The 26,510-nt window shown below is 43.9% G+C and carries 29 protein-coding genes and 1 pseudogene; 16 read left to right on the top strand and 14 right to left on the bottom strand.

Going from position 1 to position 26,510, the window contains the following annotated elements; all coding sequences use genetic code 11:
• The first annotated feature begins 45 nt into the window (after window positions 1-45).
• From NSS67_RS27770 to NSS67_RS27820, 11 genes and pseudogenes are all read left to right on the top strand, one after another.
• Window positions 46-1,701: a spore germination protein gene (locus tag NSS67_RS27770; RefSeq protein ID WP_339316964.1), complete on the top strand. Its 1,656-nt coding sequence runs from the start codon at window positions 46-48 to the stop codon at window positions 1,699-1,701.
• Window positions 1,649-2,752 (top strand): annotated as a pseudogene (locus NSS67_RS27775) (GerAB/ArcD/ProY family transporter). Before NSS67_RS27770 ends, NSS67_RS27775 begins: the two are co-directional and overlap by 53 nt.
• Window positions 2,745-3,971 (top strand): Ger(x)C family spore germination protein, encoded by a 1,227-nt coding sequence (locus tag NSS67_RS27780; RefSeq protein ID WP_339316965.1) that lies wholly within the window; start codon window positions 2,745-2,747, stop codon window positions 3,969-3,971. Before NSS67_RS27775 ends, NSS67_RS27780 begins: the two are co-directional and overlap by 8 nt.
• 11 nt (window positions 3,972-3,982) lie before the next feature.
• Window positions 3,983-4,171: a CLC_0170 family protein gene (locus NSS67_RS27785; RefSeq protein WP_339316966.1), complete on the top strand. Its 189-nt coding sequence runs from the start codon at window positions 3,983-3,985 to the stop codon at window positions 4,169-4,171.
• 82 nt (window positions 4,172-4,253) lie between these two features.
• Entirely contained in the window at window positions 4,254-5,234 is a 981-nt protein-coding gene (locus NSS67_RS27790; RefSeq protein ID WP_339316968.1) for an RluA family pseudouridine synthase, read from the top strand.
• Window positions 5,235-5,337: 103 nt separating this feature from the next.
• Window positions 5,338-5,757, top strand: a complete 420-nt coding sequence (locus NSS67_RS27795; RefSeq protein ID WP_339316969.1) for a GNAT family N-acetyltransferase — start codon at window positions 5,338-5,340, stop codon at window positions 5,755-5,757.
• A 96-nt stretch (window positions 5,758-5,853) separates the two neighbouring features.
• Window positions 5,854-6,375, top strand: a complete 522-nt coding sequence (locus NSS67_RS27800) for a hypothetical protein (protein WP_339316970.1) — start codon at window positions 5,854-5,856, stop codon at window positions 6,373-6,375.
• Window positions 6,376-6,423: 48 nt separating this feature from the next.
• Entirely contained in the window at window positions 6,424-6,819 is a 396-nt protein-coding gene (locus NSS67_RS27805) for a hypothetical protein (RefSeq protein ID WP_339316971.1), read from the top strand.
• Window positions 6,820-6,839: 20 nt separating this feature from the next.
• On the top strand, window positions 6,840-7,409 hold the full coding sequence (locus NSS67_RS27810; RefSeq protein ID WP_339316972.1) for a TetR-like C-terminal domain-containing protein: 570 nt from the start codon (window positions 6,840-6,842) through the stop codon (window positions 7,407-7,409).
• Window positions 7,410-7,566: 157 nt separating this feature from the next.
• Complete coding sequence (locus tag NSS67_RS27815; RefSeq protein WP_339316974.1) at window positions 7,567-9,147, top strand: oleate hydratase; 1,581 nt, start codon at window positions 7,567-7,569, stop codon at window positions 9,145-9,147.
• 123 nt (window positions 9,148-9,270) lie between these two features.
• Complete coding sequence (locus NSS67_RS27820) at window positions 9,271-9,828, top strand: GNAT family protein (protein WP_339316975.1); 558 nt, start codon at window positions 9,271-9,273, stop codon at window positions 9,826-9,828.
• Between the two features lie 54 nt (window positions 9,829-9,882).
• Here the strand turns inward: NSS67_RS27820 and NSS67_RS27825 are convergent, their stop codons facing one another.
• Window positions 9,883-10,605, bottom strand: coding sequence for a DsbA family oxidoreductase (locus tag NSS67_RS27825; RefSeq protein ID WP_339316976.1), 723 nt, complete (start codon window positions 10,603-10,605; stop codon window positions 9,883-9,885).
• 272 nt (window positions 10,606-10,877) lie between these two features.
• On the opposite strand from NSS67_RS27825, the gene NSS67_RS27830 reads away from it, so the two are divergent.
• The 3 genes from NSS67_RS27830 (at window position 10,878) to NSS67_RS27840 (ending at window position 14,129) form a co-directional block, all read left to right on the top strand.
• Window positions 10,878-11,810 (top strand): glycosyltransferase family 2 protein, encoded by a 933-nt coding sequence (locus tag NSS67_RS27830; RefSeq protein ID WP_339316977.1) that lies wholly within the window; start codon window positions 10,878-10,880, stop codon window positions 11,808-11,810.
• A 176-nt stretch (window positions 11,811-11,986) separates the two neighbouring features.
• Complete coding sequence (locus tag NSS67_RS27835; protein ID WP_339316978.1) at window positions 11,987-13,093, top strand: FAD:protein FMN transferase; 1,107 nt, start codon at window positions 11,987-11,989, stop codon at window positions 13,091-13,093.
• A gap of 184 nt (window positions 13,094-13,277) precedes the next feature.
• Window positions 13,278-14,129: a chromosome condensation regulator gene (locus NSS67_RS27840; RefSeq protein ID WP_339316979.1), complete on the top strand. Its 852-nt coding sequence runs from the start codon at window positions 13,278-13,280 to the stop codon at window positions 14,127-14,129.
• A gap of 79 nt (window positions 14,130-14,208) precedes the next feature.
• Here NSS67_RS27840 and NSS67_RS27845 read toward each other — a convergent pair whose 3' ends face one another.
• The 10 genes from NSS67_RS27845 to NSS67_RS27890 all read right to left on the bottom strand — a co-directional run bounded on the left by NSS67_RS27845 (window position 14,209) and on the right by NSS67_RS27890 (window position 22,303).
• Window positions 14,209-14,919, bottom strand: coding sequence for an HAD family hydrolase (locus tag NSS67_RS27845; RefSeq protein ID WP_339316980.1), 711 nt, complete (start codon window positions 14,917-14,919; stop codon window positions 14,209-14,211).
• Between the two features lie 36 nt (window positions 14,920-14,955).
• Entirely contained in the window at window positions 14,956-15,420 is a 465-nt protein-coding gene (locus NSS67_RS27850) for a GNAT family N-acetyltransferase (protein WP_339316981.1), read from the bottom strand.
• Window positions 15,421-15,519: 99 nt separating this feature from the next.
• Window positions 15,520-16,026: a metallophosphoesterase gene (locus NSS67_RS27855; RefSeq protein ID WP_339316982.1), complete on the bottom strand. Its 507-nt coding sequence runs from the start codon at window positions 16,024-16,026 to the stop codon at window positions 15,520-15,522.
• Between the two features lie 126 nt (window positions 16,027-16,152).
• A complete protein-coding gene (locus tag NSS67_RS27860; RefSeq protein WP_339316984.1) occupies window positions 16,153-17,346 on the bottom strand; it encodes an anti-sigma factor in 1,194 nt (397 codons plus the stop codon).
• Entirely contained in the window at window positions 17,339-17,842 is a 504-nt protein-coding gene (locus NSS67_RS27865; RefSeq protein ID WP_339316985.1) for a sigma-70 family RNA polymerase sigma factor, read from the bottom strand. Before NSS67_RS27865 ends, NSS67_RS27860 begins: the two co-directional genes overlap by 8 nt.
• A gap of 185 nt (window positions 17,843-18,027) precedes the next feature.
• Window positions 18,028-19,029 (bottom strand): siderophore ABC transporter substrate-binding protein, encoded by a 1,002-nt coding sequence (locus NSS67_RS27870; protein ID WP_339316986.1) that lies wholly within the window; start codon window positions 19,027-19,029, stop codon window positions 18,028-18,030.
• Between the two features lie 122 nt (window positions 19,030-19,151).
• Window positions 19,152-19,907 carry an ABC transporter ATP-binding protein gene (locus NSS67_RS27875; protein WP_339316987.1) on the bottom strand — a complete coding sequence of 252 codons (756 nt, stop codon included), beginning with the start codon at window positions 19,905-19,907 and terminating at the stop codon, window positions 19,152-19,154.
• Window positions 19,901-20,845: an iron chelate uptake ABC transporter family permease subunit gene (locus tag NSS67_RS27880; protein WP_339316988.1), complete on the bottom strand. Its 945-nt coding sequence runs from the start codon at window positions 20,843-20,845 to the stop codon at window positions 19,901-19,903. Before NSS67_RS27880 ends, NSS67_RS27875 begins: the two co-directional genes overlap by 7 nt.
• Before the next feature lie 2 nt (window positions 20,846-20,847).
• Window positions 20,848-21,795 (bottom strand): ABC transporter permease, encoded by a 948-nt coding sequence (locus NSS67_RS27885; protein ID WP_339316989.1) that lies wholly within the window; start codon window positions 21,793-21,795, stop codon window positions 20,848-20,850.
• 247 nt (window positions 21,796-22,042) lie between these two features.
• Window positions 22,043-22,303: a YqkE family protein gene (locus tag NSS67_RS27890; protein WP_339316990.1), complete on the bottom strand. Its 261-nt coding sequence runs from the start codon at window positions 22,301-22,303 to the stop codon at window positions 22,043-22,045.
• A 91-nt stretch (window positions 22,304-22,394) separates the two neighbouring features.
• On the opposite strand from NSS67_RS27890, the gene NSS67_RS27895 reads away from it, so the two are divergent.
• Window positions 22,395-22,739, top strand: a complete 345-nt coding sequence (locus NSS67_RS27895) for a winged helix-turn-helix transcriptional regulator (protein WP_339316991.1) — start codon at window positions 22,395-22,397, stop codon at window positions 22,737-22,739.
• 24 nt (window positions 22,740-22,763) lie between these two features.
• Here the strand turns inward: NSS67_RS27895 and NSS67_RS27900 are convergent, their stop codons facing one another.
• Window positions 22,764-23,267, bottom strand: coding sequence for an N-acetyltransferase family protein (locus NSS67_RS27900; RefSeq protein WP_339316993.1), 504 nt, complete (start codon window positions 23,265-23,267; stop codon window positions 22,764-22,766).
• 25 nt (window positions 23,268-23,292) lie between these two features.
• Window positions 23,293-24,135 carry an SDR family oxidoreductase gene (locus NSS67_RS27905; protein ID WP_339316994.1) on the bottom strand — a complete coding sequence of 281 codons (843 nt, stop codon included), beginning with the start codon at window positions 24,133-24,135 and terminating at the stop codon, window positions 23,293-23,295.
• 257 nt (window positions 24,136-24,392) lie between these two features.
• On the opposite strand from NSS67_RS27905, the gene NSS67_RS27910 reads away from it, so the two are divergent.
• Window positions 24,393-25,487, top strand: coding sequence for a Xaa-Pro peptidase family protein (locus tag NSS67_RS27910; protein WP_339316995.1), 1,095 nt, complete (start codon window positions 24,393-24,395; stop codon window positions 25,485-25,487).
• Between the two features lie 56 nt (window positions 25,488-25,543).
• Here the strand turns inward: NSS67_RS27910 and NSS67_RS27915 are convergent, their stop codons facing one another.
• Window positions 25,544-26,509, bottom strand: a complete 966-nt coding sequence (locus tag NSS67_RS27915) for a nitronate monooxygenase family protein (protein ID WP_339320722.1) — start codon at window positions 26,507-26,509, stop codon at window positions 25,544-25,546.
• Window position 26,510 lies beyond the last annotated feature (1 nt).

Genomic DNA, 26,510 nt, shown 5'->3' on the forward strand with positions numbered 1-26,510 from the left:
AGCCAAGCTTTAAAAATCGCCATTCTATAGGAAAGAGGAACAACCGTGCAAAATTGGAAACAAAAACTTAGTTCTTTTACACAAAAAAAAGCACACGAAGAACCCACTTCCCCTAATGAGCGTTCACAGAAACCACTGGATTCTGACCTAAACAAAAATATTAATTCCATCCGTAATGTCTTCGGTGCAGATGCTGATCTCATTGTGCGTAACTTTCGAATGTATGGCTTGTATGATGCAGCAATCCTATTATTTTCATCTTTAGTGGATCAGGATCAAGTTCATGAGCATGTCCTGAAGCCGTTAATGAGCGTCCCATCCGAACTCTCGGCAATTCCAGAGCAACGCAAGGAGCTGCCCGATTTCATCTGGAATACAACCGTTCAAGTGACTCAAGGCGACCGAACATCGAACTTAAACACCTTGCCTGCCACTCTGTTAGAAGGAAGCGTAGTTCTGCTCGTAGAGGGCATGGACCAAGCTCTTTACTTCAATCTGCGTAAAATTGAGCATCGAAGTATTGAACAGCCGCAGACGGAGCAGATTATACGCGGTTCGCGAGAAGGATTTATTGAGAATTTGGAATCCAATCTATCCCTACTTCGTTATCGGCTGCAAACCCCGGATTTTCGGGTTACGACCGCCCCGCTTGGCACAAGGACTCGTTCCCAGGTTGCTGTGTGCTACATAGAAGGGATAGTAGACCCCGAATTAGTTAAAAAAGTTATGAAGAGATTATCTATGATCAACACAGACGGCATTCTAGATTCAGGGTACATCGAGCAATTCATTGAGGATAATCCGTTATCCCCCTTTCCACAGGTTCAACCAACGGAACGACCGGATAAATCTGTCGCAGCATTATTAGAAGGAAGAGTCATCATTCTGGTAGACGGCTCTCCCTTCTCTTTAATCGTTCCAGCACTATTCAGTCAATTCTTCCAGACGATGGATGATTATTCGGAACGTTTTATTGTCGGCAGCCTTATTCGAGTAATCCGGCTGATTGCCTTGATATTCTCGCTGTTTTTCCCTGCTCTCTATGTATCTGTCATCTCCTTCAACCCAGAGCTCATGCCTACGGAATTTGCGGTAGCGATCTCAGGGGGCAGAGCAGGGGTTCCATTCCCAGCAGTTTTAGAAGTACTGATTATGGAGGTCTTCATGGAAGTGCTTCGTGAGGCAACCATTCGTCTTCCACAAATGATTGGAGGTGCCCTTTCTATTGTGGGTGTCCTAGTTATCGGACAGGCAGCTGTATCAGCAGGTTTAGCAAGCCCGACGACCGTGGTTATTGTCGCCATAACAACTATAGGGTCTTTTGCCACCCCTTCGTACAATGCGGCGATTTCATCCAGAATGCTAAGATTCCCATTAATTATTCTGGCAGGCTGCTTTGGTCTGTACGGCGTCATGTTAGGCACCATAGTAATTGTGAATCACTTATTATTTCTGGAATCCTTCGGTGTTCCCTATATGACGCCATACGTGCCCGTTAATTGGAGAGACCTGAAGGATAGTATAATTCGCGCCCCTTTATGGTGGATGAGACAACGCCCGAGCTTCTTGAACAGTCCAGATCCTACTCGACTCGCTCATGATTTGCCAACAACGTATTCAGATCAGATTTTCAAGGAGACAGAACTTGATGAACAACAACCGCCCGATAACAACAATCCAAGTAGTGGCAGTAATCGTTAGTACGATTATTGGGATAGGTATTTTAAGCATTCCCCGTTATATGGCTGAAACCGGAGGCAGTGGCGCACCTTTGGTTTCAGCTTCTGGAATTCCACTAGCTTTTCTCGGTTGCTGGTTCACGGCCGCTGTATGCCGGAAATTCCCGAACGAGAATTTATTTGTATTCAGCCGCCGGCTAGTGGGTACAAGACTCGCAAATATTTTCTCAGTTCTTATTTCATTGTTTTTTGCATTCTCTGCCGGGATTACGATGCGTCAATTCGGAGAGGTATGCATCACAGTTGTGTTTAAAAAAACACCTATCGAAGCGGTAATTCTATTGATGCTCATCCTGGCTGCCTTATCCATCCGCAGAAATACCGTTAAATTTACATATGTTCATATTTTTTATTTACCTTTCATCTTAATATCCGTTCTCGGAATTGTTTTAGTTTCGTTGAAAAGCGTAGATGCCTTAAACTTATTGCCCATCACAGGTAATCATCTAACATTTTCAAGCTTTTCCAAGGGAATGCTTACTTCTGCTACCCTGTATTAGGGAACTTTTATTCTAACGCTAATGGTTCCCATAATGAAAAATCCTCATCAGGTGCTTAAAGCAGGAGTTGCTGCACTTCTTATTATTGGCTTTGTTTATTTATTGATCATTATCATCACAGTTGGCATGTTCGGATCCCAAGAAACCAAACTGCTCACCTACCCAACGCTAGAGACTGCCCGCTCGATTTCTATTGGCGGAGGACTATTAGAACGATTTGATGCTCTATTTATAATTGTCTGGGTAGTTTCAATATTCACTACAATATTCACGAATTACTACTTAGCTACATATTCGGTTCAGCAGGTAATGCGGATAAAAGATCACCGCCTAATATCCAGTTTTTCACTTCCATTAATTTTCACATTTTCACTTATACCCAGAGATATTTATCAAGTCCACACGATTGCCTCTATTACTGGAGTTATCGGTCTGATTTTATTGACCTTCTATCCACTTCTATTATGGTTGATGGCTCTTATTCGACATAAAGGAGGGCTTGCTCATGAATAATGGAATTTACAAACGTATCATTCTCTTAGTAGCACTCTCCATAACATCAGCATTTCTCTCTGGTTGCTGGGACCAGCTCGAAATAGAAGATCGTGCCCTTGTGCTCGGATTGTCCATAGACTCCGTTCCGGCAAATAGCGAAACCGAAGATGATAAAACGACACATCTTAGTAGCGCCAACATTAACCTGAAAAAGATCCGTGTAACCGCTCAAATTGCGGTTCCAGGAAGAGTCCCGTTAGGACCAAGTAGTGGTGGTGAAAGTAGCGGAGGTGGAAATCAAAATCCGGTATGGGTTATACAAGTATACGGATACTCTCTAGATGACGCCATGAATAATTTACAACAGCAAATCTCAGATCCACGTTATCTAATCCATCTTCGGGTCATTATCATTAGTGAAGATATTGCGAGGAGCAATCTACATGATTTAAATGACTATTTACGTCGCAATCCTGAGGTACGTCGACGTACTTGGCTACTGGTGTCGGAAGGCGAGGCCTCCGAATTCATGAATATTAATCCTCCACTTCAACGAGTACCGACTCTGTATATCCTATCCACCTTGGAGAAAGCAGTAACCTCTGGCAAGTTTCCTGCTAACTATATGGGGGTATTCTGGTCTGCTGAATCCAAATGGGGCGAGAGCGGTTATTTACCTTACGTTTCCTTACATCACAAAGAGAATATGTTGATTAAAGGTCTAGCTTACTTTAGTGGTGGTGTAATGGTGGGATCAACGACCCCTATTGAAATCGGAGCATATATGGCTATGAAGGGTATTAATCCTGGGGGGTATTCTGTGCTATTCAATTCAGATAAGTTTGGTCCGGTGATCCTCAAAACTAACGACCGTTTTACAAGAGTTAAGGTTCAACTCAAAAACGGGAAACCCCATATAACTTATAATGTTTTTCTAGATACCGCTCTGGATGAACACATAAACAGTGAAGCCAATATTTCTTCAAGCCAAGCTCTGAAAGAACTTGAAATCGAATCCCAAAAAGGAGTTATACAAATATTAGATCTGCTAATTAAAGAGACTCAACAAGCCCATTCGGATATCTTTGGTATGGGTGAATACGTACGCGCTTATATGCCTTCCTATTGGAAGGCTCACGTCCATGACAAAAAGGACTGGGAAGAGCAATATTCCCATCTCACTGTAGATATAAAAGTCAATTCGAATATTAACAGAGTTGGACTTAAAGAAGAATAGGTGGTTTAAATATGCTCTACCATCAGCTAACCTACATAGCTGCAGCACTTCTGATCTCTGGTATCCTGCTGCTTACTGTGGATACTAAGATTTATGCCGTAAGTGCTATGCCCCGAGAAAAGAAAATTGCTCATCGATTAGGCTGGGTACAAATTATCTTATTTCTTCTTGTTGTTCTAGTTCAACTAATATTTCTATGAGTACCACTGCCCTTCACATAGTATTTCTTAACAGCCCATGGTATATTGAGGAGTACAATATTAAAGGACGGAGAATGAAGTCATGAACTCAAGAAGAAACCCTAAAGAAACAGCCAAAAGAGGTACTCGTTCCCACAGCAAGCCGAATGGCAAGCTTAATCATAAAGCCAAAGCACCCGCAGCACCCAAGTCTTTCACAGTAAATGAACCTTCTGAGCTGTTACCCTTCCTACTTAGCCACATCACAGGGCGTGGACGAAATGCGATCAAGTCTATCCTCTCGCGTGGACAAGTGGCGGTGAATGGGAAGGCAGTCACACAGCATAATTTTCAATTGCACCCGGGTCAAACCGTGACGATTGATCAAGAGAAGCCCGTACAAGTAGCTGAAATGATCGGACTCACTATCGTTCATGAGGATGATGATCTCATCATTATTCAGAAGGATGCTGGACTGCTATCGATTGCCACTGCGGAAGAAAATGAATTGACGGCTTACCGCCAGCTTATGGAGCATGTGCGCGTCAGCAATCCTAAGAACCGAATTTTTGTCGTTCACCGCTTGGATCGCGATACATCTGGCGTGATGATGTTTGCTAAAAGCGAAAAGATCCAGCAGGCACTGCAAACTACCTGGAAGGATACCGTGAAGGAACGTTCTTACGTAGCATTAGTCGAAGGCGCCGTTAAAAGACCTGAAGGCACGGTAAGCTCTTGGTTAAAAGAAACCTCTACCCTAAAAATGTACTCCAGTCCACATGAAGGTGATGGTCTACATGCGATCACACATTATAAGCTCATTCAAGCGAACCGCCACTTCTCCTTACTTGAGGTAAAGCTTGAAACTGGACGCAAGAATCAGATTCGTGTGCATATGGCGGATATTGGCCATCCGATCGCGGGAGACAAGAAGTATGGCGCAGAGACCAAAACGGTAGGCCGACTTGGTCTGCATGCTCGTGTACTTTCTTTTATTCATCCTACTACAGGAGAGTTAATGACCTTCGAAAGCCCAATTCCGAAGACATTCCTGAAATATACCGCACCTGCACCTACGAACTAACATGATCACAGTGAATACCCATTCATCCTAAGGAGGCTGATTACGGTGGAGCTTACTACACTACAATCGCTGCAATAATTTAACAAAGAATGGGTGATTAGCTATGACAACAGCACATCATTATGAATGTATTGAACGTTTACCCACGACCGAGGAGCATGCCTCCTTATGGGAAGCCGTCGGTTGGGGGAGCGTGAATACCGAAATGACCGCGGCCTCTCTGGCTCATTCGGTTTATGGGATGGTCGTTGTGCAGGAAGACAAGGTTATCGGTATGGGGCGGATCGTCGGCGATGGTCATATGTATTTTTATATTCAGGACGTAGCCGTGCTTCCCGAATTTCAGGGTCAAGGCATTGGTAATGCCATTATTGAACAGCTACTGCACTATATTCGGTCTCATTGTTATTCTGGCGCGTTCGTCGGACTTTTTGCATCACATGGCAAGGATACCTTTTACGGAAAATACGGCTTTCAGAATCACGCCCCTGGCATGACGGGCATGTACAAGGTTATGGAGTAATACACGAAAGATGCCCGGTCCAAATGGTCCTTGGGCATCTTTTTCACTTCTATTTAGATCATGTTACAATACTAATAAACAAAGAAGGTGCCATTATTGTTCCATCCTACTGTCTTCGAAAATATAAAAATTGCTTTTGAGAACCAAATCTACGACTACGATAATCTGGACGGAATTTTGGTCGTTACGGATCGTTCCGACCTTCTGAATATGGCATTGATGTCCAGAGAATTCAGCCTCTCCTTCCAATTGACTGCAGGCAGGAACGTAACTGCCGAAGTCTTTCTAACTTCATCTGTTAAAGATCTTAGCGATGAAATATTGGAAATGCCGAACACGGATCCCGGCTGTAATCTTTCGTTACGTTTTTATATGGAAATCGAAGATATCCCTGCTGAATGTCAGGCGATCGAGAGTATTCTCATAGCGATTTGGGGACCTGAATTCCAGCCTGTACAGTCTTTAAGCTTCATTTATGGTCAAGAAGGCGAAACCTACAATAATTGCATCGAGCTGCGATTCAAGAGGCAAATCACTGAGGAACAGATGGAAGACATTCCGAACCTGCTGAATCATCTTTTGCAAAGTGTAGAAGAACTGGAATCCTTCTCAGTATAATCCTTACTGCACACCGTTCGTACTTTGGAAAAAAGAGGTGAGCAAGAAATGAAATTCCTGCCTGCTGCCAAAAGTAACCGTTGGTTTATCTGGATGGCTGTTTATGGTGTATTTCTATGGTTGCTCTTCTTTCTGCACAGATTCGTGTTGATGGCACATTCACTGGATGTCACACTGTTGCTGCGCTTCGCCCTTTTTTCCATTGTCGTATCGGGTATCCTCAACATCTTAGGGTGGTTTGGAGCTCGTCTACTCTGGTTAATCACTACAACAGGAATAATCATCGGTTCGGTAATTATGCTAAGCTACACCTATAGAGAGATGTCCGGTTGGGAGGATCTCGCGGGTTTCCTAGCTTTTTTCTTTTTCACATGTGGCGGATTTGCACTCGGTTTATTGGCTGAAGGAATTCGTCTGCTGGTTAAGCAGTGGCCGAAAGCTTGAATGGAGGAGATGATAGGTCGTTGTCCAATTCTTTTCTCACCAAAAATGCACTGTCCCACTCCTTAAAAGAACTAATGGAACATACGTCGCTCAATAAAATCACAGTCAAACAGCTCGTGGACCATTGCGGACTAAATAGACAAACCTTCTATTATCATTTTCAGGACATATTTGATTTACTGGGTTGGATCTATAAGACTGAGGCTGTAGAAAGCATCGCCCAGTATCGTAGCTATAGCACATGGTCGGACGGTTTTTATAGAATCTTCTGCTACATCGAACGGAATAAAACCTTTTGCTGCAACACCTTGAACTCACTAGGCAGAAATCATCTGGATGCGTATCTATATGATGTGACGAATGATCTCATTATGGGTGTCATAAACGAGCTGTCCGCCGAGATGGAGGTCAGTCAAGAAGATAAGCACTTCATTGCCAACTTCTATACACTGGCCTTCACAGGCCTTGTCATTCAGTGGATGAGAGATGGGATGAAGGAGCATCCGGATCACATTATCGAGAAGCTAAGTGTACTCATTGAGGGGAATTTTCTAAAAGCTTTGCTCAAGTATGAGAATAAGCCGTTGTAACCTTTGGGTTGCAGCGGTTTTTTTTGTCTAAAAACTAGACAGATAGACCGAAATGACTAAAATCCATACACTCTAAAAGGTTTGATTATACCTTCGAAATTGGAGTTGGTTTACATTAAGAATGTGATTATTCAACAACAACTTGGAGGCGACCATTGTGAAAAAAGAGTACGGTAATAAACAGGTTTATTTTGTCGGTGGCGGAATTGCATCCTTAGCGGGTGCGGCTTACCTGGTCAGAGACTGTGACTTTCCGGGACAGAACATTCACATTATTGAAGAGATGAAAATTCTCGGTGGCAGCAACGACGGCGCAGGTGACGCTGAGCACGGATACGTCATTCGCGGTGGCCGGATGCTCAATGATGAGACCTATGAGAATACATGGGATTTACTCATGTCGATTCCCTCCCTCGACCATCCTGAGAAATCCGTTAGAGAAGAGATTATAGAATTCGATACCGCCAATCCAACGCACGCCAACGCTAGACTCGTTAACCGCAATGGCGAGGTGGAGGATGTATTATCCATGGGCTTCGATATGGCTGATCGGCTTGCGATGGGCAAATTGATCATTACACCGGAAGAAAAAATGGGAAAAGCTCGGATTAGCGACTGGTTTGGTCCTCACTTTTTCACCACGAACTTCTGGTACATGTGGGCTACAACTTTCGCATTCCAGCCTTGGCATAGCGCTGTAGAGCTTAAACGATATATGATTCGTTTCGTACATGAATTCCCAAGAATTCAAACGCTGGAAGGCGTAACCCGCACTCCATATAACCAGTATGATTCCATCATCTTACCAATGCACAAATATCTCGAAGGCTTCGGCGTAGACTTTACACTGAAATGTACAGTAACTGACCTGCAGTTCAAAGACGGAGATGGCATTACCGTAACCCAAATGAACGTCCTACGCCAAGGTGTACCAGACGTGATTAACATAAGCGAAGACGATATCGTAATCGTCACGAACGGTTCTATGACCGAAGGCTCCAGCCTTGGCTCCATGACCTCTGCCCCACGTCTCAACGGAAAGGGTAGCTCATGGAAATTATGGGAGAACATCGCCGCCAAAAAACCAGGTCTCGGCAATCCATCCTCCTTCGATGATCATATAGATGGTTCGAAATGGGAGTCATTTACCGTGACCTTCCAAGATTCTAAATTCTTCGATCTTATGGAGAAATTCACTCGCAATCGTGCCGGTACTGGCGCATTGGTTACCTTCAAAGATTCGAGCTGGTTGATGTCCGTTGTCTTAGCCTTCCAACCGCATTTCCGCAATCAACCGGAGCATGTGAAGGTGTTCTGGGGTTACGGACTATATCCGGACAAAGTAGGCGACTTCGTGAAGAAGAAAATGAGCGAATGTACCGGAGAAGAAATTATGGAAGAATTAATCGGTCATCTTCATTTCGAAGAACATAAGGACGAGATCATGGCAACTGCTAACTGTATACCATGCATGATGCCTTATATCACTTCACAATTCATGCCTAGATTAAACAGCGACCGACCTAAGGTAGTTCCTGAAGGCCCTACTAACCTTGCCTTCGTTGGACAATATTGCGAAATTCCAGATGATGTTGTATTCACGGAAGAATATTCTATCAGAGCGGCAAGAACTGCAGTGTACACACTGCTCGGCATTAACCGGCCTATCGAACCGATCAATCAGCATCAATACGATGTCCGCACCTTATTCACAAGCTTTATCACTTCTTTTAGATAACCCTATCATACAAAAGACGAGCGCTCCCGGATACATTCGGGGGCCTTGTCTTTTTAGTGTGTAAAACTTGATTTAATATGATCTCTCCATTCCAGGTGAAATCGTGTGTATGTTAAGCTCTTCATGAAATTCAAAGGAATGGATGAGGAATTTATGTATATAGAAAATGGGAATTTAGTCATACGCAATGCAACAGCAAATGATGTCCCCCTTTTATGCAGTTGGTGGAACGATGGAAAGATCATGGCACATGCCGGTTTTCCAAATGGCATCGGCTGCACAGAGCAAGATATATTGGAGAAGCTTCTGACCGACACGGAGCTTAATCGTCGCTTGATTCTGGACATTGATGGTGTTCCATCAGGAGAAATGAATTACAGAACGATTACCGACGGCACTGCAGAAATTGGCATTAAAATCTGTGATTTTAATGAACAGGATAAAGGCCTTGGAACTCTATTTTTAACTATGTTGATTAACTTTTTATTTGTGAATATGGGCTATCGCACAATCGTTCTCGATACCAATGCCAAGAATACAAGAGCTCAGCATGTATATGAGAACGTTGGCTTCCGAAAAGTTGCCCTTCATTTGAATTCGTGGAGAAATCAACTCGGGGAATGGCAATCTTCTATTGATTATGAATTAACAAGAGAAGAGTTTCGTGAGTTTTGTAATTAAAAAAAAGAAGAAATGGAAGCTTCTCCATCTCTTCTTCTCCACACTATACGAACTTTAAATATTGCAAGATCCATCCGCGCAGCCATCATCCGTGGATACCTCGGATTTTCCATTGCCAACCACCTGTAGCGTTGGTCCTGTTTGCTCCTCCGCCCACACGGTATCCAATACCTCTGTAAATACAGGGCCTGGCTGTGCACCGGATAAAGCATATTTATTGTTGAACACGAAGAATGGCACACCAGTAATATTAAGACGGCTTCCTTCTTCGATATCTCCATTCACTTCAGCTGTGTATGCATCCGTCTCCAGCATTGCCGCAGCTTCTGCCTGATCCAGCCCTACCTCAGCAGCAAGGGTAGCGAGCACACTGCGGTCTCCAAGATTCAATGAATCCGTAAAGTAGGCGCGTAGCAGACGTTCGGACATTTCTGCCCCTTTTCCTTTTGAGCTTGCAAAGTGACTCAGGCGGTGACTGTCGAAAGTATTCGTATGCTTCACTGTATCAAAAACGAAATCCAATCCCACATCCTGCGCTTGCTCAGCTAACTGAGCATTCATTGCTTTTGCTTTTTCGATAGACATGCCGTATTTGGAAGCCAATAGCTCATGAATATTCTTATCTGTACTCACCTCTGCATTTGGATCCAGTTGAAAGCTACGGAATACCACCTCTACTTGATCTCTGTTCGGGAATTGACTCAGTGCATTCTCCAGACGTCTTTTACCAATGTAACAAAATGGGCATGCATAATCGGACCAAATATCTATTCTCATGAAAAAACCTCCTAATATTATCGCTAAATTTGTAACTGCTGAATAAGACTAATAACTAAATATTCTTCACTTACTATTATATAGTTAAAAACCGAAAAATACAAACTTAACTTTTATTTAAAACAATCTCATTAGTCATGAACCCCAACTAAAAGTATACGAAAGTGGTATATACGCTCTTCTTCAGGACAGATAGAATGAAGGTAACCATTTTGCCGGAAGACTACATTCAGATTAGCGGACGCAAGAAGTCCTGAAGGGAGTTTCAAGATATGTATGATATATCTATAGTGATTCCTACCCGTAACCGAGTCGACGACCTTACGGTGTGCATAGAGTCCATTGGCAAGCAGACACAGCTTGAGGATATCTCCATCGAGTTATGGATTGTAGACGACGGTGAGATTCCTGAGGACAAATTAGCCTATTATCGTAAAATACTGACCGGATTACCGCATGCTGAGCTTCATTATCATCGCAAAACTAAGCCTGGCCTCTGGCTTTCCCGTTACGAAGCGCTAGGACTGATCCATGCAGAAATTGTGCTCAACCTAGATGACGATGCAGAATTAGATGACTCCTTATATATTCGACGACTGTTAGATACTTATGCAGCCGATGATTCCATTGTTGGTGTAGGTGGTGTAGCCAAAGGCATACATAGTAGCATGCCAAGCAGGCTGTTCGGTATGTTAACCGGACAAATGTCCGGATCACCCGGCAGATTGTCAGCAAGTATGTTTGCAGGTTCGCAATTCCTATGGGGAGAGAAAAAGCATGTATTTGAAACGGATTTTTTTCATGGGTGTAATATGTCCTTTCGGCGCTCAGCACTGCGTGATATAAAGCCTTATCCATGGATGACAAGCTATTCCATAGCCGAGGATATTTATTTATCCCATTTGGCCAGCCGCTATGGCAAGCTTGTGATTAACCCAGCCATGAAGATCATCCATCATGAGTCGCCAGGCTCTCGGGATAAAGCGGGTGTTGTTGCACGGGCTACTGCCATCAATCACTACTATCTGCTCAACTTGCGTAAAGCCCCTTTTATGAATTATGCTGCCTTGATCTGGACACTGTCTTGTCTGACGGCTAAAGCAACTCTAAAGCGGAATTTCAAAGCTGTTAGTGGATATGCTAAAGGCATCCTCTTCGTACTAAATCCTCGCAAGAACAAATACAGTGAGTATATGCTCGATTAAGTAAAGGCGTATATTTCTAAAAGCTCAGCGCAGCTCCGAGTCAAGATACGGGGCTTTTTGGGCTATGCTGACTGACTTATCCCTAATATGTCATGAATTTAATTTCCATCAACTTCTTATCTGGGGTATTATAAGTAATGATGTGGTTTAGAAACTAATTTTATGGATGGTGGAATATGTTCAAGAACAAAAAAACGACGCTGATCCTCGTTGTAATCGTCATCATCGTCATAGCTGTCGGCGCTTGGCTAATTATTAAAAATAAGGACGATAAGGTATCGGAAACTACGGGGAGCGCAGCAACATCCGGAAAAGGAGAGGAAAAGTCTCTCTCACAAACATTTTATATTTATGACACTGTCGTGAATATTAAAGTTTTCGGAGAAACCGTAGCACAGAAAAATATGGATGATATCCAGCACATGCTGGAGCGAATGGATATGGAGCTTAGCCGTACCAAAGAAGGCGGCGAGGTTTATGCTGTCAACCAAGCAGCAGGGAAAGAAGCGGTTGTCGTTTCTGACGAGACCCTCGATGTGATTAAACAATCCCTTCAATATGCGGAGGAAATGGACGGGCTATTTGATCCCACAATCGGTCCGCTAATCGATCTTTGGAATATCGGTAGTGGTGGAGATAAAGTCCCTCCCCAAGCTGATATTGATAAAGCGAAGAGCCTAACCAATTACAAGGACGTTGTAATTGATGAAACTGCGAAGACTGTAAAGCTGATGAAGGAAAATATGGTGCTGGATTTAGGCGGTATCGGTAAAGGTTATGCTGCTGATCGTATCGCTGATTATTTAAAAGAGCAAGGTCTAGACAGCGCTATGATTAACCTCGGCGGCAGCAGTATCATTGCACTCGGTAAGAAGCCAAACGGAAGTGACTGGAATATCGGATTGCAGGATCCAGATCAGAGCCGTGGCACACAGCTAGGAACGATAAAAATCGCAGATGAGGTCATCGATGCTTCTGGTGTTTACGAACGGTATTTTATGCAGGACAATGTTCGTTACCATCATATCATTGATCCGCGCACAGGATATCCTTCACAGAATGGACTAAAAAGTCTTACCATAATGAGCCCGAATGCAACAATTGCGGACGCCTTGTCTACTGGGGTATTTCTGATGGGAAAAGAAGATGGCATGAAATATCTCGAATCGTTACCTGAAGAAGTTGAAGCTTTCTTTATCACCGATGACAACAAAATCTATGCCACAGCAGGCATTAAAGAAAGAATGAATCTGACGGACCCAACGTACAGCTTCGCAGAGTAAACGAAAAAAGCTTGCCCCATTGAGCCGAAGTTGGCTTTCTAGGGAGCGAGCTTTTTTTGATGGACACAGGTAGTGGGCTTCGTGGCCGGCCTTTCCCAAACATGCGAAGTAGAAAAAACTATGCTTTAATTGAGATGGACCCTAAAATCGGAACCATCTACCTTTAAACTAAGGAGCGAGATTCATGAACGTTGTGAAACCCCTACCCTCCATAGCGGCGGGTTATCGTCATACCGCCCTGCTTAAATCAGACGGCACGGTGACGGCTGTCGGTGATAATAAATATGGCCAATGCGAGGTAAGTGGCTGGCGTGATATTGTGGCGATTGCGGCGGGTAATGCTCATACGGGTAATGCTCATACCATCGGCCTTAAATCGGATGGCACGGTGGTTGCTGTGGGTTGGAATAAGTATGACCAATGCGAGGTAAGCGGCTGGGCCGATATTGTGGCGGTTGCAGCGGGTTGGCGTCGTACCGCCCTACTTAAATCAGATGGTACGGTGGTTGCTGTAGGTCGAAATAATGAAGGCCAATGCAATGTAAGTGAGTGGTGTGATATGGTGGCGATAGCAGCGGGTGACTGGCATACGGTAGGTCTTAAATCGGACGGCACGGTGGTTACTGTGGGTAATAATCGGTATGGTCAACGCAATGTAAGTGGCTGGCGCGACATAGTGGCGGTAGCGGCGGGTTACCTACATACCATCGGTCTTAAATCGGACGGCACGGTGGTTGCTACGGGTCGAAATCATGAAGGCCAATGCAATGTGAGTGACTGGCACGGTATTGTGGAAATAGCAGCAGGTAGTCATCATACTATCGGTCTTAAATCGGATGGTACGGTGGTTGCTGTCGGTTGGAATAAGTACGGCGAATGCAATATAAGTGGATGGTGCGATATTATGGCGGTTGCAGCGGGCTGCACTCATACCGCCCTGCTTAAATCGGACGGCACAGTGGTTGCTGTCGGTAATAATGAACATGGTCAATGCGATGTAAGCGGATGGCGTGATATCCAACTACCCGGAAATTAATTATCAAAATTATTAAGACATATAATAATAAAAGCCATGCGCCGATTTCTCACGCATGGCTTATGTTTAGAATTTCTTCTCACAGAAGAGGAAGTTCGCCAAATTCCTTATAATTAGTGAAAATATAACTAGGCTTATGATCTGTAGCCGGTTGTCTGCCTCTCGGATTGTACCAACAAACCTTCCATCCAGCCGCAAGTGCTCCGACCACATCGTTAGCCCAAGTATCCCCTATATAAAGCGAGTTGTCCGCCGAAGTACCTGTCTTTTGGTTTACGTGTATGAATATTTCAGGGTCCGGTTTGGCAATACCTACAGCATCAGAAATAAAGATCATGTCCTCAGGAATAATCTGATCTAAGCCTAGTCCACGAATCTTACTCATCTGATGATCCTTCGGTCCATTCGTAATAATACCAACTTTATGTCCGTCCACAATGAACCGTTCAAGATGCTCACGTACGCCATCAATCATGTTAATTGAATACTGCCGTCCAATGTATGCTGCTTGTACCGCCGTGGCTTGATCACGATCAATATGCAAACCATACTCTGCAAAAGCAAGCTCCAGACGGCGCACTCTCGTCTCCTCAAGCGGAATCTCACCGCGTAAATACATCGGCCATAACACATCACTATGATGCCTTACTTTATAGAATAATTCCGCAAAATCCAGATCACTCTCGTCTGGGCTGAGCACTTCCCGTACTGCTTCTTGAAACGGGGCCAGATGATCATACAACGTGTCATCAAGGTCAAAAAAGATTGCCAACTTATTACTTGTTTCCACTTTAACGCCCCTTACTCGTCTTTCTCACTAGCTAGCCTAGAAAAAAAGGTTATAGGTGTAAAATTCATCATCCTGAATATAGCCGTGCGCTTTATATAAACGCTGCGCGCCCACATTCTCCGTCATCGTTGTCAGGGACAAGCCCTTAGTATTCGTAGAAATTGCATACTCTCGAGCACTTTCCAGCAACATCGCACCTAGCCCATGCCCTCGGAGCTTTGCAGTAACGAACAAATCATTCAGTATCCAGAGGCGCTGCATTGATATCGATGAAAAAGAAGGATACAGCTGTATGAAGCCCCACGCGCGTTTCTCATCGCCTTCCCCCTCAACTACCATAAAGATTACAGATTCATTCAGCTTTAGTCTGTCGGCTAAGAAGGTGCGTGCTCCTTCCCGATTAGAGGCTGCTCCATAAAATACTCGATATTCATCAAATAATGGGATTAGCCGTTCTAAATCATCTAAAACCACTCGTTCAATACGATATTTGTTCATCATCAGCGCTCACTTCCCGGCTTCGGCCGTTTTAACATCATTGTAAATGTTAACCGAACCGTACACCATGCAGAGAACACCGAATGATTTGGACAATTGTTCTTATTCCTTTGACTCGTAGAACACATGCCGGGCACTAACCTTACCCTCTTCGATATCCAGAATTCCGAAAGAATACAATTTCTCACGCCGCTTATCTGTAGGAGAACCTGGATTAAAGAGCAGGATACCATTCTCTTCTCTTAGCAAGGGTTGATGTGAATGACCAAAGAGAATACAATCCACCTCATCATTCGCAAAAGCAAGCAGGGCATTTCCGTCCGTTCCTTTGCGGGAATGTGGCGTATGTCCATGTACCATACCGATCCGGATTCCCTCAAGGGTAATAATCTTGCGCTCTCCGAAACGCTCTATGATCTCATCACCGTCATTATTTCCGGCAATCCCCTCTACCGGTGCTAATTGTGCCAGCATATCATAGATTCCCATACTCACCCAATCACCGAGATGCAAGATGATGTCCACATTTTGGAATTCTGTAATAAGCGCCTTTGGCAGAGACTTAGCCATTCTTGACATATGTGTATCAGATACGACTCCTACTTTCATAAATCTCAGCTCCTAATCTATCATACTCAACTTTTGTTATCGCACACATCCATAAATCTAATATTCAAATAATTGTACGATTTGCTTAAGCGAGAAGCAAGTTCTGTGACTTCTTTCACTCCCTTACTAGTTCTCTCGATCCCGCCAACTCCATAGTCTTACTTCCCCCACATGCATGTTGCTGACCCATTCCTCGTCCTTCAGCTTAAGTAGTTCTTTAACCGGACCCGTTACGACAGCTCCATATAGCTTAACTCCATTCTTCTCCAGATAACTTATAGAATCATCCAGATCAATAAATGGAATTACTTTGTTGGCGATAGATTTATACTCCTGCATCAAGTGTAGTGTTTTGAGGAAGTTCGCATTACGCAGTTCACCATCCCCATATGACTCAACAGATGGAGAAATACTCGAACGACTAGTCACACTTCCAAACCAACCCCACTTTTCCTTCGATTCCTGCGTCACCTTCATATCATCAGCATGCCAGATTGGCATATATGGAAATCCTAATGGATCATTTATTACTGGATCTCGTGTCCGCGGACCCGTATCTGCCGCAAACCACAAAGGCTGAAGATTCTTAGGTTCAAACTTCTTCAACAGCTCATCTGTCGTAAACAATTGGTCAAAAGATAAGTACGCTTCCGCTACCGTCCCTTCGGGGAGCTTCTCTAATCTCTCCCACTCACTGCTATCATCCATACTGTTTGCCGCAGACTGCTTCCCCTGTGGATACAGAAAGTAATAACCAACACCTCTACTTTCATCCGCCCAGGAATAGTTGTAGAGCCTAGCCCATCCAAATAGAAGCTTCATTGAATAATCTCCAACAGTAATTTGTTCATCTCCCACTTGCCTCATTATCTTACTTTTCAGATTCATACTAAAAAAAGGACCGGCATCACTACTCAAATGTACAATCGTATTCGGCTGTGATACTGCAATTGCGGAAGAAACAACATCACTGTAAGTCTCTCCTCTTTCTCCAGTGCCATAAAATATCGCGGTGATGATACTGCTGATAATCAAGAACATCAAACACGCAGAGATTACCGTTAAAGTATTCGATATCCGAGCTCTCCATTTACCGCGGCGGATGATCTTTTTTTCTTTATCAGGTCTGTTTCGCTTACTCTTTCCGAATTTTATATTCTTCTCCTCAACTGAAGCCGGCTTTTCTTCACCCATAAGTTCATCCAGATAAGCTTGGTAAGCCTCCATTTTCTCTAACTCGTGCTCCACTTCATCCCTATCCTCATCAGCAAGCGTGCCTTCTCCGTATCTTCTTAATTTCTCCTTGAACTCTTCACTCATGTTCATTTCCCCTCCGTTCTGCTTCACGCAGCTTCTGTCTGGCCCGAAAGATCAATATCTTATATTGGGACAAGCCCACATTCATAATGTCCGAAGCTTCCCGATAACTGAGTCCATGAAAATCATGAAGTAGCAGAGCATGCCTCTGATTGTCCGGTAGCTCACCTACAGCAACCCACATCTCTTCCCAGCGTTCCTGCCGAAGCAGCGTGCTTTCCGTGGTATCTGGATGAGCGAGCTGTATAAAAAACTCCTCGCTCTGAACTGTGCTACGCCCTTCCTTCCGCTTATAATCTACGAAGGCATTGTAGGCGACACGGAACAGCCAAGGTTTAATCTTCTCGTCTTTACAGTCCTCCAAATATAAATAAGCACGGTAAAAGGTCTCCTGCATCAAGTCTTCCGCCGCGTGATGATCACCACAAAGGGAGCGCAAATAGCGGTAAATATCCATCACATACATCTGATATATTTCATCCAGTGAATTTCGCTTCATGCACTCCCCCCTTAAACTAACCACGTATGCTAGCATAAAAAGTTACAGTTAAATTTAGCATCTAGTATGACTATACCAGTAATTGTATTGAAGAAAATGAAGAAAAGCCCGCCGGCAAGGAGTTAAACTCCTGCCAACAGGCTTTCTCTAACCGGATATTCACCCGGCAATCATATGTTCTAGAATTATTGTGCTGCCAGAACAACTTCAACTTCCTTGACCATTTCACTAACCGATACCAAACCGCCACCGGACAAGTACCAATAGTTAGGATCTAGGTAAATGATTTTACCGTTTTTGAAAGCATTTGTGTTCTTCACGAGATCGTTCTCAACCGCATCCTTCGCTGAGCCAGATTTGCTGCCATCACTCTTCACAGCCGCATCTCTATCTACTACGAACAAATAATCCGGGTTCTTGTCGGCTACATATTCGTAAGATACGCTTTGACCGTGAGTGGATACTTCGATTTTATCATCCGCTTGTGCAAATCCGAATACATCATGGATAATACCGAAACGGGAACCAGCACCATACGCACTGATTTTTCCTTCATTGGCAAGAATAATAAGCGATTTTTTGCCATCAGCTGTAGCTTTCTCATTCAAAGCTTTAATAGAATCATTAATAGCAGTAAGTTCGGTCTCTACTTCAGCTTCTTTACCAAAAATTTGTCCCAATGTCTTCACATTTTTCGTGAAGGACTCCATGTAATTCGCATTATCTACAGCAACGTACAGTGTAGGAGCAATTTTGCTGAATTCTTCATAAGAATCTTGCTGTCTGCCGGAAATGATGATCAGATCCGGAGAAAGACTATTTATTTTTTCGAAGTCAGGCTCTTTCAAACCACCGACATTCTCATATTTGGCATCGCTATATTTAGAGAGATAAGAGGGTACATTACTTTGAGGCAATCCAGTAACCTCTACGCCCAGTTTATCCAATGTATCGAGTGTACCGAAGTCAAATACAACCACTTTCTGAGGGTTGCTCTTAATCGTAATTTCTCCAAGATCATGTTTAATAGTAAGCTCTTTAGATTCTGTAGTCGGTGCAGTAGTAGCTTCAGTATTGCCTGCTGCTGCTGTACTATTATTTGAAGTTGCTGCATTATTGGAGCCACAGGCCGCCAAGATTACGGCAAGAAACACTGTCATGATTAGTAAAGATAAGTTCTTCTTCAAAATGTTCACCCCTAAAATTTATAGTCATGCTATTTGAATTATTCGCGTATACGTCAGGAAGCTGGCGCCTTTCACTTCATGCGTTACGTCATAATAATTTCCGAATGTAAGTGGCGTCTTGTTTAAAAATAGACACCAATTTTTCGACCACCTATTGTTTCTATAGGGATATCCATGTCATATACATCCCTAAGCACAGCCGTATCAATAATTTCATCCACTGTACCCGATGAAGCTACCCTTCCATTCTTGAGCGCTACGATGTAGTCAGAGTAACAAGAAGCAAAATTAATATCATGAATAACGAGTACAATCGTCTTCCCCTTCTCTTCTACCAATCGGCGTAACACCTTCATAATTTGTACAGAATGCTTCATATCCAGGTTGTTAAGTGGTTCATCGAGCAAAATATATTCCGTATCCTGAGCCATAACCATCGCAATATACGCTCTCTGACGTTGTCCACCGCTAAGCTGATCAATATATTTATCCTGCATCTCCTGGAGATCCATGTAAGCAATCGCTTCGTCAACGAACGCTCGATCCTCAGATGTGAGCTTCCCTTGTGAGTATGGGAACCTTCCGAAGGATACCAATTCCTTCACGGTGAGACGTACACTGATATGATTGGACTGCTTTAGTACCGATATTTTACGAGCAAGTTCATTACTTTTACAGCTGCCAATTTCCTTCCCTTCGATCAGTACTTCTCCCGCGTCTTTGGAGATAAGTCTACTGATCATGGAGAGCAACGTGCTTTTACCTGCTCCGTTAGGACCAATAAAAGAGGTAATTGCACCCTTTTTAATGGATAAAGAAACATCATCAACGACGGTTACTCCGCCATAACGCTTGGTTACATGCTTAACTTCTACCACGACTTATTCTCCTTTAACAGCAGATAAACAAAGTAAACGCCACCTGCAAAATTAATGATTACACTAACCGTAGTAGTGAATCCAAAAACACGTTCTACTAGAAACTGTCCCCCGACAAGCGCAATAATGCTTAGCAAAATCGTACCGGGAATCAGATAGGCATGCTTATACGTACGGAACAGCTGGTGTCCCACATTTGCTACTAGTAAACCCAAGAAAGTGATCGGCCCCACCAAAGCTGTTGATATCGAAACGTAGATAGATACAATAACTAGCAGCCTTTTGACTACATAGTCATAATTGATCCCTAAGTTGATTGCTTCATCTTTTCCTAAAGAAATAACATCTAAATACTTCACAAATCGCATGAAATACAGCGTAGTTAGCGTTAGGACAACGGTGGATAATATCAATAGATCACTGCTGACATTATTAAAGCTAGCGAACATTTTGCCCTGCAGGATCAGGAATTCATTCGGATCAATGAGCACTTCCATAAAAGAAGACGCGCTCTGGAACATTGTCCCCATAATAAGTCCTACGAGAAGCAGGAAGTATATGTTTTGACCCTCTCTGCGGAACATTAGCTTATACAGCACACCTGAGAACAGAACCATGATACAAGCAGAGAACAAGAAATTCACATTTTTATTCATAAACGTCATATTCGATGAGCCTAGGGCATATACACCGAACGTCTGGATCAACATGTACAAGGAGTCTAACCCCAGAATACTAGGTGTCAAAATACGATTGTTCGTAATGCTCTGAAAAACTACGGTAGAGACAGCTATCACCGCTCCGGTAATTAAAATGGCTGCCAGCTTTCTCCCCCGACTGGGTAGAACATAATCCCAATTTCCCATAACATGATAGGTCATAAACAAGACGATGAGAGCAACAGCGCTTAAGGATAATATAGTTAGTTTCGTCTTCATCACTAATTCGCCTTTCTTCTCATCAGCAAGTAGATAAACAGACCACTTCCGATGACGCCTACCGTGAGACTGATTGATATTTCGTACGGATATATAATGAGCCTGCCCAAAATATCACAGAACAGGAGGAACACCGCACCGAGAATGGCAGTATGCGCCAGATTTTTTTTGAGGTTATCGCCTATGTATAGCGTTACTATGTTAGGTACAACAAGACCTAGGAATGGGATCGTACCTACGGTTAAAATAACAACAGAAGAGATTAACGCTACAATCACCAATCCTACGTTCACAACCGCTTTGTAGTTCATACCGAGATTGACGGAGAAATCCTCCCCCATACCGGCAACAGTGAACTTATTGGCGAAAACATACGCGAGAATGACAAGTGGAATACTGATATAGATTAATTCGTATTGACCTTTAATAATCGTTGAGAAATCTCCAAGCATCCAAGACGAGATATTCTGCACCAAATCATTTTTGTAAGCAAAAAAAGTCGTAATCGAGCCTACAATGTTCCCGAACATGAGTCCGACTAATGGGATGAAAATACTATCCTTGAACTTGATCCGATCCAAGATTTTCATGAATATAAAGGTTCCCAACAATGCGAAGACAAAAGCAACGAGCAGCTTCTGCATCGGCGTTGCCCCGGTGAACAGCATCAGAGATACGAGAATACCGAATTTCGCCGAATCCATCGTGCCCGCCGTAGTCGGTGAGACGAATTTATTGCGCGATAGCTGCTGCATAATTAATCCGGCAATACTCATGCTTATACCAGCTATAATCAGTGCTGCTAAGCGTGGGATTCGACTGACTAGCAGGGTCTGAATCTGAGATTCCGTTAGCGAAAAAAGATCCAGAGGTGAAATGTCTTTTACGCCTATAAACAAAGATATAAATGAGAATACGATTAGAAGTAGGGACAAATATTTTAGTTTCATGAGTTGTTCCTTATCTGTTTAATACTTTAAGATAGTTTGAGAATTCGGTGATCACAATCTATATGATAATGATTTTCATTCGCACTATTGTCGATTATACCTAAGCCCACTTGGAGGGTCAACCCTTTCGTATACTAAAATTTAAAATTATTGAGTGGTATGCAAAGCATAGCAATTTCCAAGCAAAAAAGAGACACCCTAGTGGGCATCTCTTTTTTGCTTGATCTATTTTCGCTAGCTATAGCAGTTATTTATATTTATGCCAATCCTGATTACTGTTCTCCAGCAGATGTGCAAAATCATTATCAAGCCGCTTCTGCTCAGCCTTTCGCTGATCCTCAACCGCTTTACGAGCGGCCTCCTTACGGTCATTCTCTTCTGCTTTCAACGCATCAGACTGCGCCTTCAGCTTTCCTAGAACATCACTGCTCAGCAGGTCTTTTAGCGTAGCTGGTCCATCGGTCGCAGCAGGACGCGGAGTTGTAGGCATCTTCTTTTTTTTAGCCATTGTCAATCATCCCTTCTAATAATGAATTAAATTGGAATTTGTTTAAATTCTTGGTTTTTTCGTTTATAATGTTCACTAAGAGGTGAGCCCTATGAAGTCCACTGATCTATGTCCCCAGCTACAAAAAAGTATGGATATTATCGGCAGGCGTTGGACAGGTTTAATTATCTATCAGCTCCTCCAAGGACCACAACGTTTCAATGTGATTGAAGCCGCATTGCCCATCAGCGGAAGATTGCTCTCCGAACGACTTAAGGAGCTGGAACTGGAAGGGATTGTTCTTCGAGAAGTATTCCCTGAGACACCTGTGCGAATCCAATATTCCTTAACGGATAAAGGACTTGCCTTAGAGACGGTCATCCAAGATTTGCAGCGTTGGTCAAAAATATGGATTGATTGCGACTCCGATAACGTAGAATCAACACTCAAATTGTAAGCGTTTTATCGATTAGGAAGCTCGTTATATTTTACGTCCTACAATGACCAAGTCCCGTTCTATGCCATCCAATTCGGCTACACCGGGTAGTAATCCCCACTGCTTAAAACCGAATTTTTCTAGCAAGCTGAGGCTTGGATCATTATGTCCGAACACAAAGCCAACTAAATTCTTAATACCAAGACTAGGGGCTTTCTCAATAGCCTCTGTCAGAAGAATTCTGCCAGCCCCTCCACCTCGGAACTTCTCACTCACGTAAACACTGATTTCTGCTGTTGCATTATACGCTGGACGACCATAGAAGGACTGAAAGCTGAACCATGCCGCAATCTCATCTCCCTGCCTAAGTACCCATAAAGGGCGATGATGGCTGTTATGCTCATGGAACCATTGTTCTCTGTCTGCAACAGTTATAGGTTCCAAATCTGCAGTTACCGTCCGTCCAGCAATCGTAGAGTTATAAATATCCACAATAGCCGCTATATCTGCGACTGTTGCATCTTCAATCCTGCTATTCTCCCAATTCATTCCTTGGTTCCTCCAAATATCTTTATTAGCTCAGGTCGACCTGCTTCTGGCTCCATTGCCATAGCCGTTCGGCCTCTACTTTATTCTGCGCTCTTGCAGACAGCTCCTTATTCTTTCGCCGATAATAATACTGTCCTGTAACTTCTCGAAGCTCAGGTGCCGTAGCTAAATAGATTGCCGTATCGGCTCCTTGTTCGGGTGTTAAGAAGAAGTATGAGAGCAGCTTAAGCACCGACTTGCCGAAGCCCGTCTCTCGGTTGACACCAATATTCGTGCCCACTGCTCCAGGATGCACACAATTAACCGTCACCCTTGTCCCTTGTAGCCGTGCTGCCAGCTCCTTCGTGAACAAAATATTGGCTAGCTTGGAGCGAGCATAAGCTTTAGCTGGATTAAAGCGGCGTGCGAGGGTTGGATCTTCATAATGAAGCGCACCTATTTTATAAGCACCAGATGCAACCACAACGATACGGCCCTGCTCTGCAGCCTTTATAGGCTCAAGTAACAGATTCGTAAGTAGAAAATGTCCCAGATGATTTACACCGAGATCCATCTCAAAGCCTTCCTTCGTTAGCTGACGCTTAATCGTTACTACCCCAGCGTTATTGATGAGTGCGTCAAGAATCGGATATTTTATAGTGAATTCCTCAGCAAAGCTGCGAATACTCTCAAGTGAAGCTAAGTCACATAACATGAGCTCGATATTCTCTGAGTGGCTCTTCTGTTTAGCGGTAGCAAGCGCTTCTTCTCCCCGCTGGCGATTGCGGCAAACCATAATTACTGTGGCACCCTGACGAGCCAGTTCAACTGTGGTGGCTAGCCCCATACCGGAATTTGCGCCAGTTATAAGTGCAATTTTACCCCTCATCCTAAGAATCACTCCTCTCTCAACAACCGTACCCGAATATGCTTCAGCCCAACCTTACGACAAGAATATTTTAAGATTATGTTACACCAACAAGTAGGGTCAAGAAAAGCTTCATGTCACGTTTTAATTGTATAGGTAAATAAATAAGCATGCCATGATAATGATAGGTGCAGTTCGTCATGTGCACCTAGTCAATGTTTGATATATAATAAGAATATTGCGGTTCTAATCGTGAAGTTGAAAGGGGAACACCAACTATGAATAATGCTCTGACAAGCCTAGAGCAGCAAATGACGGGTGAAGGTCTTGATGCCCTCCTCGTAACCGATCCCAAACATGTCTACTACTTAACCGGATTTGCCAGCGATCCGCATGAACGTTTTCTGGGTCTGCTGTTAATACGTGGAGAAGAGCCTATGCTGATTCTACCCGCACTGGATGCGGAAGCAGCTCAAGCAGCTTCTTCGGTCACCAAAATCCTAACCCACAGTGACACTGATAATCCATATAACCTGCTAAAAGATTGTTTCGGCAGCAGCAAGCTAGGTACTCTTGGCATAGAGAAGGAACATTTCTCAGTCGCACGTTTCGAGCATCTAACCGCTGCCGTTCCAGCTGAACGGTTTAGTGATATCGGTCCTATTCTACGCAGCATGCGCGCTAAGAAAACACCAGATGAAGTTAAGCGCATGAAACATGCCGCTGAGCTAGTTGAGGAAGCCTTGCGCCGCGTTCTTACCCACGTGAAGACAGGCGTTACAGAAAACGATATAGTAGCGGAACTAGAATATCTAATGAAAAAGGTTGGCGCTTCCGGCCCTTCCTTCGACACTATGGTGCTTTCTGGTCCGAAAACTGCCCTGCCTCACGGTGTCCCAGGTGACCGGATCATTCAGCCAGGCGACTTTCTGATGTTTGATATCGGGGTATATGCTGATGGTTATGCATCTGATATTACACGTACCTTTGCTATTGAATCCGTGGACGACAAGCTAGTCACTATTTACAACACAGTACTGGCTGCCAACGAAGCTGGGATCGCCGCTGCAAATCCTGGAGCTCCTTTCGGTTCTGTCGATAAAGCTGCACGTGATGTGATTGAAGAAGCCGGATTCGGAGAATATTTCTTGCACCGTGTCGGACACGGGCTCGGTATGGATGTCCATGAATATCCATCCCTGCATGGACAGAATGATGACATTATCGAGATCGGCAATGTGTTCACCGTTGAGCCAGGAATTTATGTGCCTGGACTAGCAGGTGTGCGTATTGAAGATGATCTAATTATTACAGCTGAAGGCGCAGAGACCTTAACAAGCTTCCCTAAAGAACTGACTATTCTTCATTTGTAGAAAAGAATTATTAATAGGACCGCTAACCTCTCGATTGAAGTTAGCCGTCCTTTTTTCTATGCCTGTGTTCCCCATATTCCACGAATCGACTCTGCCTCTTTAACCATCCTGCCGAATAGCTCCGAGACTGTAGGAATATCATGGATCATCCCTGTCACTTGGCCTGCCCAGCCGATCCCCTCTTCCTTGACATCATCATAAATCCAGCGCTTGTTGGCTGCACCACTGATGTATTCTCTTAAGGCCTCATAGGTCGGTGTCACGCGCTCAATTTCGAGAATTTTATCAATGTATTCACTACGCAATACTCTGGCGGGTGCCCCGATGGAGCGTTTGATTACGACCGTATCTGACTCTGAGCTTTCTACTAAGGCTTTTTTATAAGAAGCAGCCGCATGGACACATTCCTCAGTAGCAACGAAACGTGTACCCATCTCGATTCCCTCAGCTCCAAGTGCATGAGTAGCCATCCATCCGCGGCCATCCCCGATCCCTCCTGAAGCAATCACCGGAATATTAACAGCATCGACTACTTGAGGAACGAGTACCATGGTTCCAACATCATCACGTCCCAAGTGGCCTCCCCCCTCCTGCCCAACTACAATAACCGCAGAAGCTCCTAGTTGTTCAGCTTTCTGGGCTTGTCTGCGTGAGGAGACTAGCACGAGCGTAACAATATCAGTGGGCTGCAGCATTTCCAGTATAGGGGCTGGATTCCCTCCAGTGAGGCTCACCACTGGGACGTGCTCGTCAATTGCGACCTGCACCCGATCTTCATAACCAATACCGTGCACGCCGATGGCAAAATTAACACCAAACGACTTGTCCGTCAAAGTGCGTACCCGTTCTATTTCTGCTCGTAAAGCCTCTGCACTCGGAAGACTCATCGCTGTGACCTGGCCCAATCCACCGGCATTTGAAACCGCAGCCGCGAGGTCTGCATAACCTAAATAGGCAAGTCCACCTTGAATAATAGGATACTCTATGTGCAATAACTCCGTAATACGGGTGTTCCATTTCATC

It is taken from the genome of Paenibacillus sp. FSL R10-2734, assembly GCF_037963865.1.
Classification (GTDB): Bacteria; Bacillota; Bacilli; order Paenibacillales; family Paenibacillaceae; genus Paenibacillus_AQ.

What these genes read in the sequence shown, in the direction of transcription:
- NSS67_RS27915 (WP_339320722.1), bottom strand. Translation starts at nt 26,509, where the DNA reads ATGAAATGGAACACCCGTATTACGGAGTTATTGCACATAGAGTATCCT.
- NSS67_RS27850 (WP_339316981.1), bottom strand. Translation starts at nt 15,420, where the DNA reads ATGATGAACAAATATCGTATTGAACGAGTGGTTTTAGATGATTTAGAA.
- NSS67_RS27885 (WP_339316989.1), bottom strand. Translation starts at nt 21,795, where the DNA reads ATGAAACTAAAATATTTGTCCCTACTTCTAATCGTATTCTCATTTATA.
- NSS67_RS27895 (WP_339316991.1), top strand. Translation starts at nt 22,395, where the DNA reads ATGAAGTCCACTGATCTATGTCCCCAGCTACAAAAAAGTATGGATATT.
- NSS67_RS27880 (WP_339316988.1), bottom strand. Translation starts at nt 20,845, where the DNA reads ATGAAGACGAAACTAACTATATTATCCTTAAGCGCTGTTGCTCTCATC.
- NSS67_RS27865 (WP_339316985.1), bottom strand. Translation starts at nt 17,842, where the DNA reads ATGAAGCGAAATTCACTGGATGAAATATATCAGATGTATGTGATGGAT.
- NSS67_RS27790 (WP_339316968.1), top strand. Translation starts at nt 4,254, where the DNA reads ATGAACTCAAGAAGAAACCCTAAAGAAACAGCCAAAAGAGGTACTCGT.
- NSS67_RS27830 (WP_339316977.1), top strand. Translation starts at nt 10,878, where the DNA reads ATGTATGATATATCTATAGTGATTCCTACCCGTAACCGAGTCGACGAC.
- NSS67_RS27890 (WP_339316990.1), bottom strand. Translation starts at nt 22,303, where the DNA reads ATGGCTAAAAAAAAGAAGATGCCTACAACTCCGCGTCCTGCTGCGACC.
- NSS67_RS27905 (WP_339316994.1), bottom strand. Translation starts at nt 24,135, where the DNA reads ATGAGGGGTAAAATTGCACTTATAACTGGCGCAAATTCCGGTATGGGG.
- NSS67_RS27785 (WP_339316966.1), top strand. Translation starts at nt 3,983, where the DNA reads ATGCTCTACCATCAGCTAACCTACATAGCTGCAGCACTTCTGATCTCT.
- NSS67_RS27835 (WP_339316978.1), top strand. Translation starts at nt 11,987, where the DNA reads ATGTTCAAGAACAAAAAAACGACGCTGATCCTCGTTGTAATCGTCATC.
- NSS67_RS27900 (WP_339316993.1), bottom strand. Translation starts at nt 23,267, where the DNA reads ATGAATTGGGAGAATAGCAGGATTGAAGATGCAACAGTCGCAGATATA.
- NSS67_RS27860 (WP_339316984.1), bottom strand. Translation starts at nt 17,346, where the DNA reads ATGAGTGAAGAGTTCAAGGAGAAATTAAGAAGATACGGAGAAGGCACG.
- NSS67_RS27840 (WP_339316979.1), top strand. Translation starts at nt 13,278, where the DNA reads ATGAACGTTGTGAAACCCCTACCCTCCATAGCGGCGGGTTATCGTCAT.
- NSS67_RS27855 (WP_339316982.1), bottom strand. Translation starts at nt 16,026, where the DNA reads ATGAAAGTAGGAGTCGTATCTGATACACATATGTCAAGAATGGCTAAG.
- NSS67_RS27910 (WP_339316995.1), top strand. Translation starts at nt 24,393, where the DNA reads ATGAATAATGCTCTGACAAGCCTAGAGCAGCAAATGACGGGTGAAGGT.
- NSS67_RS27795 (WP_339316969.1), top strand. Translation starts at nt 5,338, where the DNA reads ATGACAACAGCACATCATTATGAATGTATTGAACGTTTACCCACGACC.
- NSS67_RS27825 (WP_339316976.1), bottom strand. Translation starts at nt 10,605, where the DNA reads ATGAGAATAGATATTTGGTCCGATTATGCATGCCCATTTTGTTACATT.
- NSS67_RS27805 (WP_339316971.1), top strand. Translation starts at nt 6,424, where the DNA reads ATGAAATTCCTGCCTGCTGCCAAAAGTAACCGTTGGTTTATCTGGATG.
- NSS67_RS27820 (WP_339316975.1), top strand. Translation starts at nt 9,271, where the DNA reads ATGAAATTCAAAGGAATGGATGAGGAATTTATGTATATAGAAAATGGG.
- NSS67_RS27780 (WP_339316965.1), top strand. Translation starts at nt 2,745, where the DNA reads ATGAATAATGGAATTTACAAACGTATCATTCTCTTAGTAGCACTCTCC.